Here is a 13,717-nt window from a genome sequence, read left to right as displayed (position 1 = left end):
CACCCTCGGGAGCGCCGCCAGCCGCTGACCGGCCGGACCGCCGGGCACAGCCCGGCCGGCACCGTGCGCTCCCCGCCCCAAGGAGCCACCACCGTGCCCGAGCACGACCTGCACGACCTGTACCCCCACCTGCCGACGACCTGGGCGCGCGACGCACGCACTCCCCCGCCTCGCCGACTGCGCCGCCACGACGCCGACGACGACGCCGCCGAGCGCGGGGTGCTCGACGCCGCGCTCGGCGACGACCAGCGCTGGTCGACCTGGTCCGCCGTCGAGAAGGGCCAGCGCGGACCCGAGCCACGACCTGGCTGGGTCGTCACCGCCGACGCCGCCGTGGACACCGAGCTCGGCGTCCTGAAGACCGGCAAGGAGGCGGACGTGTTCCTCGTCGAGCGCGCCGTCCCCGGCGACCCCGCGCAGCGGGTGCTGCTCGCCGCGAAGCGCTACCGGGACGTCGACCACCGCGCGTTCCGGCGCGACACCCTGTACACCGAGGACCGCCGCACGCGTCGCACGCGCGACCGGCGCGCGCTCGACCGCAAGTCCTCCTACGGCCGCCAGGTCGCGGCCGGGCAGTGGGCCGCGGCCGAGTTCGCCGCGCTGGTCGAGCTGTGGTCCGCCGGGGTCCCCGTGCCCTACCCCGTGCAGATCGACGGGACCGAGATCCTCATGGAGTTCGTCGGCTCGGGCGGCGACGACACCCCCGTCGCCGCGCCGCGGCTCGCCCGCGCCCGCCCCGACGCGGAGCTCCTCGCGTCCTGGTGGGACCAGGTGCGCGACGCCATGGCCGTGATGGCGCGGCTCGGCTACGCGCACGGAGACCTGTCCCCGTACAACGTGCTCGCCGACGACGACCGCCTCGTGATCATCGACCTGCCGCAGGTCGTGGACCTCGTCGCCAACCCGTTCGGCACCGAGCTGCTCTTGCGCGACTGCCGGACGATGGCCTCGTGGTTCGCCGCCCGCGGGCTCGACGCGGACGCGGACGAGCTCTTCGCCGCGCTCCTCGCCCACGCCTGGTGACGGGCGGCACGGGAGGACGCGGCACGGTAGAACGGGGGCATGGAGTCCTACGACAGCGACGACGTGCAGGCCTTCCTCGCGACCTTCGGGGTCGCCGTGAGCACGGGCGACCTCGACGCCATCGCCGAGAGCTACGCGTTCCCCGCTCTCGCCGTGGACGCGACGACGTCCGAGGTGGTGCCCGACCCGGACGCGGTCCGTGACAGCGCCCGGCGCGCGGCGCGCGGCTACCGCGAGCGCGGGCTCGTCGCCGCGGCGGCGCACCTGGAGGACGTCGAGGAGGTGGGCGACGCGCTCGTGTGGGCGCGCGTGCGCTGGAGCTACCGCGACGAGTGGGCGAACGAGCAGGAGTCGTCGACCGTCCGGTACCTGCTGCGTCGTGCCCGCGACACGTTCGAGGTGTGCGTCGAGGTGCGCCTCGACCCGCGCGAGGCCTGAGTCACCGGAAGTCGCGCGAGGTCGTCGCGACCTGGAGCGACAACGGAGCGAGGTGCTCCGCGACGAGGTTCGTCGCGCCGTCGGCCCGCTCCAGCCGGCCCCGGACGACGAGGCCCGCGGACGTGCGCGCGACCTTGCGGAACCGCCGCCACAGGCCGGGCGAGCACACGACGTTGAGGATGCCCGTCTCGTCCTCCAGGGACAGGAACGTCACGCCGCCGGCGGTGCCCGGCCGCTGCCGGTGGGTCACGACGCCCCCGACGGCGACGCGCGACCCCGGCAACGTCCCGGCCCGCTCCCCCGTCCGGTCACGACCGCTCTGCGCGCGCTCGATCTCCTCGGCGGTACGGACCGCGTCCGCGACGGTGAGCACGCCGGCGGCGTCGAGCCCGTCGCGCACGTACTGGGTCGGGTAGGAGTCGGCGGACACGCCCGTGGCCCACACGTCCGCGACGGCGGTCTCGACGTCCGACATGCCGGGCAGCGTCGGGGCCTCGACACCGACGCTGACCCCCGGGAGCGTGTCCGGCCCCTCCTGGGACAGCGCGCCCGCGGCCCACAGCGCCTCGCGCCGCGTCACGCCGAGCGACTCCGTCGCGCCCGCGGTCGCGAGTCCCTCGAGCTGCGCGGTCGTGAGGTCCACGCGCCGCACGAGGTCGCGCAGGTCCCGGAACGGCCGGGACGCCTCGCCGCCCGACGCCTCGCCGCCCGACGACGCGCCGCCGTCGCGCGCCGCGACGATGCGCTCCGCGGCGTGCTTGCCGAGCCCGCGCACGCTCGCGAGCCCGAGCCGCACCGCGAGCCCGAGGTCCGGCTCCGGCCCGAACGCGGTGTCGATCCGCGGAGGCTCGGCACGAGCGGGAGGGGGCGGGGACCGCCGAGGGCCGTGGTCGGGCAGCCGCTCGACCGTCGCCTCGACGTCGGACGCGTTGACGTCCGGGCGCAGCACCGTGACGCCGCGGCGCCGGGCGTCGGCCACGAGGGACTGCGGCGAGTAGAACCCCATGGGCTGCGCCGCGAGCAGCCCGGCGTAGAACGCGGCCGGGTGGTGCACCTTGAGCCACGAGCTCGCGTAGACGAGGAACGCGAACGAGTACGCGTGCGACTCGGGGAACCCGAAGTCGGCGAACGCCTTGAGCTTGTCGTAGATCTCCTCACGGACCACCGGGTCGTCGACCCCGTTCCTCCGCATGCCCGCCATGAGCCGCTCGCGCAGCGCCTCCATGCGCTCGACCGACCGCTTGGAGCCCATCGCACGGCGCAGCTGGTCGGACTCCGCGGGCGTGAAGTCCGCGACGTCGATCGCCATCTGCATGAGCTGCTCCTGGAACAGCGGCACACCGAGCGTCTTGCCGAGCGACTTCTCCAGCAGCGGGTGCAGGTACGTGACCTTCTCCCGCCCCCGCGCCCGGTTGATGTACGGGTGCACCGACCCGCCCTGGATCGGCCCGGGCCGGATGAGCGCGACCTCGATGACGATGTCGTAGAACCGGCGCGGGCGCAGGCGCGGCAGCGTCGCCATCTGTGCGCGCGACTCCACCTGGAACACCCCCACGGTGTCGGCCGCGCACAGCAGGTCGTACACCGCCGGGTCGTCCTCCGGCAGCGTGTGCAGCTCGAGGTGCGACCCCTCGTGCCGCTCGACGAGGCCGAAGCCGATGCGCAGCGCCGTGAGCATCCCGAGACCGAGCAGGTCGAACTTCACGAGCCCCGCGTCCGCGCAGTCCTCCTTGTCCCACTGCAGGACCGTGCGGCCCTCCATGCGCGCCCACTCCACCGGGCACACCTCGATCACCGGCCGGTCGCACATGACCATGCCGCCCGAGTGGATCCCGAGGTGCCGCGGCAGGCGCAGCATCCGGTCGGCGAGGTCGAGCACCTCGCCGGGGATCTCGCCGTCCTCCGCGGCCGACGGCGGGCGGTGCGCGGGCACGACGTCGTGCGAGTCGTGCGCGCGCAGCACCTCGTCGACCACAGGGTCACCACCGCGACCGTGGTCGGCCACGGGAGTCCGGGGAGACGGCGCCGGGTCTACCCGCCTCCGCTCGTCCCTCGCTCCGGCCTGCCAGGCCCCCCACGACCCGGCGCCGTCCCCCCTCCCTCCCTCGGTGCGCGCGTCGCCCTGCTCCTCGGCGAGAGGGTCGACGACGCGCGGCGACGGGCCCCACAGCGCCGTGACGCGCGCGTCCTTGACGGCGGTCTTCGTCGCGATGGCCTTCTCCTTGGCCTTGCGGTCGGCCGCCGGCGACGACGGGTCCGGGCCGCGCAGGGAGCCCCACTGCTCGATGGACTTGCTCCACGCGTCCGCCTGGCCGACGTCGTACCCGAGCGCCCGGGCGGCGTCGCGCACCGCGGACTTCGGGCGGTAGGAGATGACGTTCGCGACCTGGGCGGCGTGCGTGCGCCCGAACCGGGCGTAGACGTGCTGGATGACCTCCTCGCGCCGCTCGGACTCGATGTCGACGTCGATGTCCGGCGGACCGTCGCGCTCGGGCGCAAGGAAGCGCTCGAAGAGCAGGCCGTGGCGCACGGCGTCGACGGCGGTGATGCCGAGCGCGTAGCAGACGGCCGAGTTGGCGGCGGACCCGCGCCCCTGCGCGAGGATGCCGTTGACCCGGCAGAACTCCACCAGGTCGTACACGACGAGGAAGTACCCGGGGAAGCCGAGCTCCTCGATGACCCTCAGCTCGTGGTCGATCTGCGCCCACGCGCCCGGGACGCGCTCGTCGCCGCCCTGTCCCGGACGCGAGCCGTACCGGTCCTCGGCCCCGCGCCGCACGAGCTCGCGCAGCCACGTGGTCTCGGTGTGCCCGTCCGGCACCGGGTAGGGCGGCAGCCGGGGCGCGACGAGCTTCAGGTCGAACGCGCACTCGTCCCCGAGGGCGGCGGCCGTCGCCACGGCCTCGGGGAACCGGTGGTGACGGGCCAGCATCTCGCTCGCCGAGCGCAGGTGCGCCGTCGGCGCGCCCGGCAGCCAGCCGTCCATGTCGTCGAGCGAGGAGCGCGCCCGGACGGCCGCGAGCGCCCCGGCGAGGTCGGCGTCGGCCGGGCGGGCGTAGTGGGCGGCGGTCGTCGCGACGAGCGGGAGCCGCGCGTCGGCGGCGAGGTCGGCGAGCGCGGCGTGCAGGTCGGCGGTGCGGGGGTCGTCGTCGGCGGTGATCTCGACGGCGACGTTGCCGGCGCCGAAGACGGCGACGAGCCGGTCGAGCTCGCGGCGGGCGGCGGCGCGGCCCTCGGTGGCGAGGGCGCGGCGCACGGCGCCCTTGCGGCACCCAGTGAGGACGAGCCACTGGCCGTCCGCCTGCTCGCCGAGACGCTCGAGCCGGTAGTCGGCGGCGCCCTTGGTCCCCGTCGCGAGGTGCGCGGTGGCGATCGCGCTCGACAGGTTCCGGTACCCCTGCGGGCCGCGGGCGAGGACGAGCAGGTGGGTCGCGCGCGGGTCGGGCACGCCCGTCGGCGGGTCGAGCACGGGGCTGCCGGACGGCGCCCGGTCCCCCGGGCCGGCCAGGACGGGCAGGTGCAGCTCCGCGCCGAACACCGTGGGCAGCCCCACCTTGGCGGCTGCCTGGGCGAAGCGGACGACGCCGTACAGGCCGTCGTGGTCGGTGAGCGCGAGGGCGGACAGGCCGAGGCGCGCGCCCTCAGCGGCGAGCTCCTCGGGGTGGGAGGCGCCGTCGAGGAAGCTGAACGCGGAGTGCGTGTGGAGCTCGGCGTACCGGGGGGTGCGCGGCATCAGTCGTACACCCCTTCCACGGTCCAGCGCCCCTGGGCGCTCGCGAGGAGGAGCCCGCGCCCGTCGTCGAGCAGCACCTGCAGGTGCACGCACCGCCGGGGCGCGGGTCCCCACCAGCGCTCGGCGAGCGGCCACGGCCCGGCCCAGTCGACGACGGCGGCGTCCGGCGGGGGCGCGTCGTCGCCCTGGGCACGGCCCCGGGTGCCGAGCGGGTCCGGGAGCCACCGCACGACCGCGGGTTCGCCGCTCATGGCGAGGCGGACGTCGACGACGACGGGCCGGCCGGCGGCGTCGAGCACGACGACGTCCGGGGGCGCCCCGGGCACGACGGCGGGCGCCGGGCCGGGACGGGCCCCGGGCCAGGGCCGGGAGGGGTCGCGCGGCGTCGCGACGTCCTCCCCGAACGGCACGACGTAGACGCGGTCGGCGGCGTCGCGCCCGCCCTGGACGCGCACGTGCAGCACGGCGTCGCCGCCGAGGAGGCCCTGGACGCGGCCGAGGGCCCGGTGGGCGCGCTGGTCCTCGCCGCTCGACGCGCCCCACAGGCGCGGCTGCTCGGCGCCCGCGGGCACGACCTCCTCGGCGGTGAGGGCGAGGTGGGCGAGCGGGGCGCCGTCGGGCACGGCGGCGCTGCCGGCGGCCCCGCGCCCGGAGGCCCGCACCGACGCCGTCGTGAGCCAGCCCTCGAGCTGCCAGCGCACCCGGTCGGTGATGCGCGCGGGGCTCAGCACGCCCGCGGGGCCGTCGAGGCGCCACGTGCGCTCGAGCGCGCCGCCCTCGGTGGTGCGCGCGGTGATCCGCATCCGGCCGGCGACGAGCGAGCGCGTGACGAGCTGGTCGTGCAGGTCCTCCGCGAGCCGGCGCGCGGCGAAGGTCGCGACGTCGACGCGCTCGGCGGGCGGGTCGAGCTCGGTCGCGACGGCGACGTCCGGCTCGACGCGCCGCCGCGCCGGCGGGCGCAGGTCCTCGCCGCGTGCGAGGCGGTGCGCCCACGCCCCGGTCTCGCCGAAGCGCCCCTCGACGGTGGCCGCGGGCAGCGCCGCGAGCGCCCCGAGCGTGCGGACGCCGAGCCGGTCGAGGAGCTGCACGAGGTCGGTCACGGCGACGGCGACGTCGGGGCGGGTCGCGACGTGCACGAGGTCGCCCGCGGGCCGCCGGGCGAGGAAGGCGGCCGACGCACCGGGCGCCACCACGGCCGACGACCGCGCCGCGAGCACCGCGGCGAGGATGCCGTCCGCGACCCCCACCTGCGCCTCGTGGCCCGTGCGCTCGACGACCCGGGCGACGAGGGCCTCCGCGAGCGCCGTGTCGGAGCCGTGGTAGCGGCTCGCGCCGCCCGCGGGCAGGAGCAGCAGGCCGGGACGGGTGATCTCCAGGCCCGCGACGACGGTCTCGGCGGCGAGCGCGACGGGCTCGAACTCGCGGGCGTCGCGCGCGTCGTCGACGTCGAGCATCTCGAGCTCGGGGCAGCACTCCCGCGCCCGGCGGCGGCGCATGCCGCGGCGCACGCCTGCCGCCCGGGCGGGGGCGGAGACGGCGACGACGCGGCGCCCGTCGTGCGTCGCGGCGGGCACGTGGGGCGGGATCTCGCGGACCGCCATCGCGGCGAGGACGGGCCAGTCCGGTACCCACAGCGCGGCGGTGCGGGTCGGGTGCCCGCTCATCCGACGAGCCTCAGCCCGGTCTGCTCCGCGGCTGCGGGCGCGCCGTCGCCCGGGCGGCCGCCCCCGCTCCGCACGAGCTCCCGCCGGGCGTCCCGCTCGGCCTCCTGCTCGACGAGGTAGGCCGGCCAGCCCGCGCGGCTCACCGGCAGTTCGACCTCGAGGCGGACCGGGCGCGAGGCGCCCGCGCGGCCGGCGCGCTCGACGCGCAGGGTGCGGCGGCGCAGCCACCCGGCCCCGTGGTCGGCGCCCGACCACGTCCCGCCCGTGACGCTGAGCGCGACGTGCGCGCCCGGCCACGTGGTCGCGGCGACGAGGACGGTCCCCCGCTCACGGGCCCGGGCGACGACACGACGGCGGTCGGCGTCCGTGAGGGCCGCCGCGGGCCCGACGACCACGACGTCCATGCCGTCGACGAGTGCCGCGACGGCGACGGCCGCGTCCGGTCCCGGCCGCGGCACGAGGGCGAGCCGGCCGAGGTCGACGCCCGCGTCCGCGGCGGCCAGCAGACCGACCTCGGGGAAGCCGACCGCCGTCGTCCACGCCCCGGCCGCCGACGCCTCCGCGACGAGCCCGAGCAGCAGGCTCGTCGAGCCGCGCACGGCGAGGACGGTCCCGCACTCGAGCGCCCCGGTGGGCAGGAGGGGCGCGAGCGCCTCGTGCACGGGCCAGGACCGCTCGTCGGGCCCGGTGGCGCGCGGGGTGCGCCGGACCGGGACCGCAGACCGGGGAGCGGGCCGGGGGCCGGACGGTGCACCGGTGGGCACGACGGCAGGTGCCGTGGCGACGAAGGACGGTGCGGCAGGGTGCGGTGAGGTGAGGGACGGGGTCGCGAGCGGCGGTCGCGCGTCGTGCCGACGGACCCCGGTCCGCTCCTCCGCCCGGAGCAGTGCGGCACGGGCCCTCGCCGCACGGTCGGACCGCTCGGCCGGGTCGGCGAGGACGCTCATGCTCGCCTCCAGGTGGTGCTGTGCCCACGACGGCGCCCTGCCCATGGCCACGTCGTGTTCGAACGCCTGTTCGAACACCTCCAGTGTTCGGCCACGTCTCGGAGCGTGTCAACTCCGGCCGGGCGGGCCGTGGTGGTTCGCCCGATCCGTCCCGCTCGCACCCCTCGAACCCTCGACCTGCGCTCGAAGGTCCGAGCTCTCAGAGCACTCGATCGCCACCGGAGACTCGGCCGGTCGGCAGCGTCGGCACGCGCCGCAGGCGCGGATGCGGGCGCCCGGCACGGCCCGCACGATGGGGGGCATGGCCACCCACGTGCAGCTCGACTCCCGTCCCCCTGCCCCCGACCCGTACTCCCTCCTGCCGCAGGTACCGCTCTTCACGCTCGAGAGCACCGACGTGACCGACGGCGGGACGATGCCGGACGCGCACGTCGCCTCCGGCGGGAACACGTCCCCCGCGCTCGTCTGGTCCGGCTTCCCGGACGGCACGCGCTCGTTCGTCGTGAGCTGCTTCGACCCCGACGCCCCGACGCCCGCGGGCTTCTGGCACTGGACGCTGGCCGACGTCCCCGTCTCCGAGACGAAGCTCCCGGCCGGCGCCGGCGCCCCCGACGGGTCGGGCCTGCCCGAGCGCGCGTTCCACGTCCGCAACGACGGCGGCGGCCTCGGCTACACGGGCGCCGCCCCGCCGCCCGGCGACCGACCGCACCGTTACGTCTTCGCCGTCCACGCGCTCGACGTCGACTCGCTCGCCGACACGGCCGGGCTCGGCCCGGACGCCACCCCGACGGCGGTCGCGTTCAACGCGCTCTTCCACACGCTCGCGCGCGCGACCCTCACCGTGACCTACCAGGCCGAGGGCTGACACCGGCGTCGCACTCCTCCCCTTCTGCGGGACGGCGAGACGAGTACAGTCGGCACGTCCCCGACGTCGCGCCACCGCGGAAGGACCCCATGGACGCACGGACCACCCTGCCCACGCTCGGCTCGCTGCGGTGGGAGCCCGCGCTCGACCACCTCGACCTCGTCGCACCGACGACGGCGGACGCGCTGCGTCGCTGGGCGGACGCGGACCCGGACGTGGCCGGCGCCGTGGCGGTCACCGAGATCGACCCGGGTCTCGCCGACACCGCGACGCTCAACGAGGCGTTCTCCCTGCCGGTCGAGGCGTCGGCGAACTGCGTCGTCGTCGGCGGCACGCGCGCGGGCGACGAGCGCATCGCCGCCGCGGTGGTCCGGGCGCACACGCGCGCGGACGTCAACACCCGCATCCGCAAGCTGCTCGACGTGCGCAAGGCGTCGTTCCTGCCGACGGACCGCGCGACGGCCGAGTCCGGCATGGAGTACGGCGGCATCACCCCCGTCGGGCTGCCCGCCGCGTGGCGCGTCCTCGTCGACGCACGGGTCGTGCAGGACGGCGAGCCCGCCCTGATCGGCAGCGGCGTGCGCCGCTCGAAGCTCCTCTTGCCGGGCGCGCTGCTCGCCCGCCTGCCGGGCGTCGAGGTGGTCGACGACCTGGCCGTGCCGGTCGGCTGAACGCCGACGACGGCCCGGACCGGCCGAGTCGCCCTCAGCTCTCGGCGCGGCCCTCGCGCCAGTAGCCCATGAAGGCGACGGCGCGGCGGTCGACGCCGAGCTCGGCGACGAGGTGGCGGCGCAGCGTCTTGATGCAGCCCGCCTCGCCCGCGAGCCACGCGTACAGGACGGTGTCCTCCTCGAGCAGGCCGGGCACCTCCCACAGGATCGACGCGTCCACGTCGACGTCCTCGAAGTCCTCCGCCGTCGCGCACTGCGTGGGCGGGTCGGTCGCGAGGACGCCCGCGGCGAGCATGCGCGCGGCCGCCTCCTTGACCGCCGGCACGAGCAGCGCGCCGTGCGCGCAGCCCCCGGCAGCCGGCGACGGGTCCGCCGCGTCGCGACCGAGCCACGTCACGCGCACACCGGGCGGGGCGACGAGCTCGCGCGCGTCCGCCGCGTGCGGCACCTCGACGTACACCTCGCCCCACGCGGCCTCGGGCAGGTCCTCGCAGATCGCGGCGATCGCGGGCAGCGCGGTCTCGTCGCCCGCGAGCAGCAGCGCGTGCTCGCGCGCCGGCGGGCGGAACTCGATGCCGCCGACGGGCCCGTCGCAGCGCGCGTCGGGGCCGAGCAGGACGAGCCGCGTGCCGGGCTCGGCGGAGATCGCCCACCGCGAGGCGGGGCCGCCGTCACCGTGCAGCACGACGTCGACGTCGACCTCGCGCACCTCGGGGCGCACCGCGACGGTCGTGTACGTGCGCAGCGGGTTGCGCCGCTGCTCCGGCTGGGCCCGCCACGCGGCGTACCACTCGTCGGCGTCGCGCACGAGGTGCTCGTAGCCGCCGTCGGGCGCCGGCAGGACGAACTTGATCCGCACGTCGCGGCCCGGGTCCGCGAAGTGCTCGAGCTCGGGGCCGGTGAACGTGAAGCGGCGGTAGCTCGGCGTGATCTGCTCGACGCGCGCCACCTCGACGTCGAAGAAGCACCACGGCTTGCTCGTCCGGGCGGCGGGCCGCGCGGGGGCGCGGCGGGCGGCCCGGGGGGCGGCGACGGTCTGGCTCACACAGGTGAGGCTAACCTGCCCGGCACGGGTCGGGTCAACCTCCGCGGCGCCCGACCTCCGTCCGGGTGCGGTGATCCCGGTCACGCTCCGCGCCCACGGCTGCGCCAGAGCAGGTACACGAAGTACGGCGCACCCAGGAGGGCCGTGCCGAGGCCGGCCGGGATCTGGGCGGGAGCGATGACGAACCGGCCGAGGGTGTCCGCGACGGACACGAGCAGCGCGCCGAGGAGCATCGCGACGGGCACGACGCGCCCGTGCCGCGCCCCGACGAGGGCACGGGCGGCGTGCGGCGCGACGAGGCCCACGAACGCCATGACGCCGACGGCGCACACGGCCGCGGCGGTGAGCAGCGCGGCCGCCGCGAGCAGGAGCAGGCGCGTGCGGTCGAGCGCGACGCCGAGGACGCGGGGCGTGTCCTCGTCGAGCGCGAGCACGTCGAGGTCGCGGCGCAGGGCGACCGCGAGGGGCGTGACGAGGAGCAGCACGACCGCCACCGGGACCACCTGGGAGAGCGAACGACCGTACGTCGACCCCGACAGCCACGTGAGCGCGAGGTTGACGTCCCAGGGCGCCACGACCACGACCACGAGCGTGATGAGCGCCGTGACGCCCGCCTGCGCACCGATGCCGATGAGCACGAGCCGGTCCGAGCTCAGCCCGCCCCGGTACGACAGCCCGTACACGAGCCCGAAGACGGCGAAGGCGCCGAGGGCTGCGGCCGCGGACATCGGCCAGATCCCGACGCCCGGCACGAGCAGGATCATGGTCACCGCGCCCAGGCCCGCCCCGGACGTCACGCCGAGCAGGCTCGGCTCGGCGAGCGGGTTGCGGCACACCGCCTGCACGACGGTGCCGGCGAGCGCGAGCGCGGCACCGGCGAGCAGGGCGGCGAGCACGCGCGGCAGGCGCTGGTCCAGGACGAACGAGACCTGACGTCCCGCCGCGCCGCTCCACCAGTTCGCGACGTCGCCGAGCAGCACGAGACGGTCGCCCAGCAGCAGGGCCGCCACCGTCGCCGCGACGACGAGCACGCTCAGCGCGCCGACGACCACGAGGAAGGTGGTGCGGGAGCGCAGCCGCCCCAGGGCGCCGCGCCCGCCCCCGGCACCCGGCCCGGCGTCGCGCAGCCGGCGCGCGAGCCACACGAGCAGGCCGGCGCCGAGGACGGTGGTGACGACGCCCGTGGGCACGGCGATGGACGTCGTGCCGGGCAGCAGGAGGCGCAGGAGCACGTCGGCCCCGAGCACCACGACGACGCCGACGAGCGCCGCGAACGGCAGCAGCAGGGCGTGGCGACCGAGACCGGGCACCGTGCGTGCGACGAGGCGCGCGAGCACCGGTGCCGCGAGGCCGACGAACCCGACGGGCCCCGCGACGGTCACGGCGATCGCGGCGAGCAGCACGGCCACGAGGACGGCGACGACGCGCGTGCGGCGCACGTCGACGCCGAGGACGCTCGCGGCGTCGTCCCCGAGCCCGAGCAGGTCGAGCCGGCGCGTGAGCGCGAGCGCGGCCAGCACCCCGACCACGACGACGGGGGCCGCGAGCGTCACGGTGCGCGTGCCCGACTGCACGATGGAACCGCTGCCCCACGCGAACAGGCCGACCGTCTCCTGCTCGAACAGCACGAGCAGCACGACGGTGAGCGAGTGCAGGGCCAGCATGATGGCCGAGCCCGCGAGGACGAGGCGCGTGGGGCCGTCCGCGCCGCCGCGCGAGAGGACGAGGACGAACCCCGCGGCGGCGAGCCCGCCGAGGAACGCGAGCCCGCCCTGGAGGTAGAACGGCACGCTCAGCCCGAACGCCGCGACGGCGACGACCGTGACGTAGGCGCCGGCGTTGACGGCGAGCGTGTCGGGCGACGCGAGCGGGTTGCGGGCGACGGACTGCAGGACGGCGCCCGCGACGCCCAGCGCGACGCCGATCAGCAGGCCGGCGAGCAGCCGCGGCACGCGGGACGCGACGAGCACGGCGACCGTCTCGTCCGCGCCTGCGCCGGTCGCCAGGCGCAGCAGGTCCGCCGGACCGACCGCCGCGGTGCCCTGCGCGAGGTGCACCGCGGCGAGCAGGAGGGCGAGCAGCCCGGCCGCGACGAACGCCGCCGTGATGCCGAGGCGCGACGTGCGCGCGGCCGGCGCCGCCGTCGAGGTCGGCCGGGCGGGGGTCGTCGTGGTCATGGCTGCCGTCGTGCCCTCGTCCTCGGTGTCCCGGTCGTCCGGCGTGCGGTCAGGCGAGCGCGTCGACGAGCGCGTCGACGTACGCCTCGCCCGACAGCGGGCCGCCGAACATCCAGATCCCGTCGGGGATGCGGTGCACGTCGCCGGCGGCGACGAAGGGCAGCTGCTCCCACACCGCGTTGCCCGCGAGGCCGTCCGCGAACGGGTCGCCGTCGGCCTCGTTGGCCGCGTAGACGAACTGGACGTCGCCGAGCTGGGTGAGCCCCTCGACGTCGGTCTGCGCGAGCCCGTAGTCGGGGTCCCCGCCCTCGGTCCAGGCGTTCACGAGGCCGATCTCCTCGCCGAGCGCCCCGAAGAACGAGCCGGGCGTGTACATGCGGATCGACACGGTGCCGTTCGCGATCCAGCCGTCCGCCATGGTGAACTCGGCGCCCGCGAGCCCCGCCTCGTCGATCGCGGCCGTCGCGTCGTCGACCGTCGTGTCGAACTCCTCGAGCGCGACCTCGGCCTCCTCCTGCGTGCCGGTCACCTCGGCGAGCGTCTCCACGGTCGAGCGCATGTAGCCGATCGGGTCCTCGCCGTCGGAGCCGCGCAGCGCGAGCACGGGCGCGATCTCCTCGATCTGGGTGATGACGTTGTCCGGCAGGTCCGTCGTCGTGACGACGAGGTCGGGCTCGAGCGCCGAGATCGCGTCGAGGCTCGGCTCGCCGCGCGTGCCGACGTCGGGCGTGCCCTCGTCGATCGGCGCGACGGTGTTCCACGTGTTGTAGCCCTCGACGTCGGCCTGGCCGACGGGCTCGACGCCCAGCGCGACGAGGTTCTCCGTGAGGCCCCACTCGAGCGAGACGACGTCCGTCGCCGGGGCGTCCAGCGTGTGCTCGCCGCGCTCGTCGGTGTACGTCACGGGACCCGTCGACGCGGCGCTCTCGGCGGTGTCGCGGCCGTCGGACGCGGCGTCGGCCGGGTCCTCCGTGGTGCCGCACGCGGCGAGCGCCAGCGTCGTGGCGAGGGCCAGGGTGCCCGCGGCGAGCGCGCGGTGTCGGGTGGAGCGCATCGGTGTGTCCTTCTTCTCGTGGGGTGCGCACGCCGTCGGTGCGCGACGCGTGGAGCGCCGGTGCCGGGCGTGCTGCCCGCCGTGCGGGTCGTGGACGGCG

10 protein-coding genes are annotated in these 13,717 nt (G+C 76.7%); 4 read left to right on the top strand and 6 right to left on the bottom strand.

Going from position 1 to position 13,717, the window contains the following annotated elements; all coding sequences use genetic code 11:
• Positions 1 to 219 precede the first annotated feature (219 nt).
• Entirely contained in the window at positions 220 to 1,023 is an 804-nt protein-coding gene (locus tag ACFTZA_RS03630; protein WP_378191422.1) for a serine protein kinase RIO, read from the top strand.
• A gap of 39 nt (positions 1,024 to 1,062) precedes the next feature.
• On the top strand, positions 1,063 to 1,461 hold the full coding sequence (locus ACFTZA_RS03625; RefSeq protein WP_378190878.1) for a hypothetical protein: 399 nt from the start codon (positions 1,063 to 1,065) through the stop codon (positions 1,459 to 1,461).
• 1 nt (position 1,462) lies between these two features.
• On the opposite strand, the gene ACFTZA_RS03620 is transcribed toward ACFTZA_RS03625, so the two are convergent.
• The 3 genes from ACFTZA_RS03620 to ACFTZA_RS03610 are packed head-to-tail and all read right to left on the bottom strand — an operon-like array spanning position 1,463 to position 7,805.
• The gene (locus ACFTZA_RS03620) at positions 1,463 to 5,194 is read right to left on the bottom strand and encodes an error-prone DNA polymerase (RefSeq protein ID WP_378190876.1); all 3,732 of its coding nucleotides are present in this window, start codon (positions 5,192 to 5,194) and stop codon (positions 1,463 to 1,465) included.
• The gene (locus ACFTZA_RS03615; RefSeq protein ID WP_378190874.1) at positions 5,194 to 6,858 is read right to left on the bottom strand and encodes a DNA polymerase Y family protein; all 1,665 of its coding nucleotides are present in this window, start codon (positions 6,856 to 6,858) and stop codon (positions 5,194 to 5,196) included. Before ACFTZA_RS03615 ends, ACFTZA_RS03620 begins: the two co-directional genes overlap by 1 nt.
• Positions 6,855 to 7,805, bottom strand: a complete 951-nt coding sequence (locus ACFTZA_RS03610) for a hypothetical protein (protein ID WP_378190872.1) — start codon at positions 7,803 to 7,805, stop codon at positions 6,855 to 6,857. The genes ACFTZA_RS03615 and ACFTZA_RS03610 overlap by 4 nt, the downstream gene beginning before the upstream one ends.
• 301 nt (positions 7,806 to 8,106) lie before the next feature.
• On the opposite strand from ACFTZA_RS03610, the gene ACFTZA_RS03605 reads away from it, so the two are divergent.
• Positions 8,107 to 8,670 carry a YbhB/YbcL family Raf kinase inhibitor-like protein gene (locus tag ACFTZA_RS03605; protein ID WP_378190870.1) on the top strand — a complete coding sequence of 188 codons (564 nt, stop codon included), beginning with the start codon at positions 8,107 to 8,109 and terminating at the stop codon, positions 8,668 to 8,670.
• Positions 8,671 to 8,759: 89 nt separating this feature from the next.
• The gene (locus tag ACFTZA_RS03600; protein WP_378190868.1) at positions 8,760 to 9,341 is read left to right on the top strand and encodes a YbaK/EbsC family protein; all 582 of its coding nucleotides are present in this window, start codon (positions 8,760 to 8,762) and stop codon (positions 9,339 to 9,341) included.
• 34 nt (positions 9,342 to 9,375) lie between these two features.
• Here the strand turns inward: ACFTZA_RS03600 and ACFTZA_RS03595 are convergent, their stop codons facing one another.
• The 3 genes from ACFTZA_RS03595 to ACFTZA_RS03585 all read right to left on the bottom strand — a co-directional run bounded on the left by ACFTZA_RS03595 (position 9,376) and on the right by ACFTZA_RS03585 (position 13,617).
• Positions 9,376 to 10,386, bottom strand: a complete 1,011-nt coding sequence (locus ACFTZA_RS03595) for a siderophore-interacting protein (protein ID WP_378190866.1) — start codon at positions 10,384 to 10,386, stop codon at positions 9,376 to 9,378.
• Positions 10,387 to 10,466: 80 nt separating this feature from the next.
• Positions 10,467 to 12,563, bottom strand: coding sequence for an iron ABC transporter permease (locus ACFTZA_RS03590; RefSeq protein ID WP_378190863.1), 2,097 nt, complete (start codon positions 12,561 to 12,563; stop codon positions 10,467 to 10,469).
• 49 nt (positions 12,564 to 12,612) lie between these two features.
• Positions 12,613 to 13,617: an ABC transporter substrate-binding protein gene (locus tag ACFTZA_RS03585; RefSeq protein ID WP_378190862.1), complete on the bottom strand. Its 1,005-nt coding sequence runs from the start codon at positions 13,615 to 13,617 to the stop codon at positions 12,613 to 12,615.
• Between the last annotated feature and the right edge of the window lie 100 nt (positions 13,618 to 13,717).

The organism is Cellulosimicrobium sp. NPDC057127 (assembly GCF_042670945.1).
In the GTDB taxonomy this organism is placed as follows: domain Bacteria; phylum Actinomycetota; class Actinomycetes; order Actinomycetales; family Cellulomonadaceae; genus Cellulosimicrobium.
This window is presented reverse-complemented; position numbering and strand designations above follow the sequence as displayed.

Coding starts and splice junctions, on each gene's coding strand:
- ACFTZA_RS03585 (WP_378190862.1), bottom strand. CDS start 13,617: ATGCGCTCCACCCGACACCGCGCGCTCGCCGCGGGCACCCTGGCCCTC.
- ACFTZA_RS03615 (WP_378190874.1), bottom strand. CDS start 6,858: ATGAGCGGGCACCCGACCCGCACCGCCGCGCTGTGGGTACCGGACTGG.
- ACFTZA_RS03590 (WP_378190863.1), bottom strand. CDS start 12,563: ATGACCACGACGACCCCCGCCCGGCCGACCTCGACGGCGGCGCCGGCC.
- ACFTZA_RS03610 (WP_378190872.1), bottom strand. CDS start 7,805: ATGAGCGTCCTCGCCGACCCGGCCGAGCGGTCCGACCGTGCGGCGAGG.
- ACFTZA_RS03605 (WP_378190870.1), top strand. CDS start 8,107: ATGGCCACCCACGTGCAGCTCGACTCCCGTCCCCCTGCCCCCGACCCG.
- ACFTZA_RS03625 (WP_378190878.1), top strand. CDS start 1,063: ATGGAGTCCTACGACAGCGACGACGTGCAGGCCTTCCTCGCGACCTTC.
- ACFTZA_RS03600 (WP_378190868.1), top strand. CDS start 8,760: ATGGACGCACGGACCACCCTGCCCACGCTCGGCTCGCTGCGGTGGGAG.
- ACFTZA_RS03620 (WP_378190876.1), bottom strand. CDS start 5,194: ATGCCGCGCACCCCCCGGTACGCCGAGCTCCACACGCACTCCGCGTTC.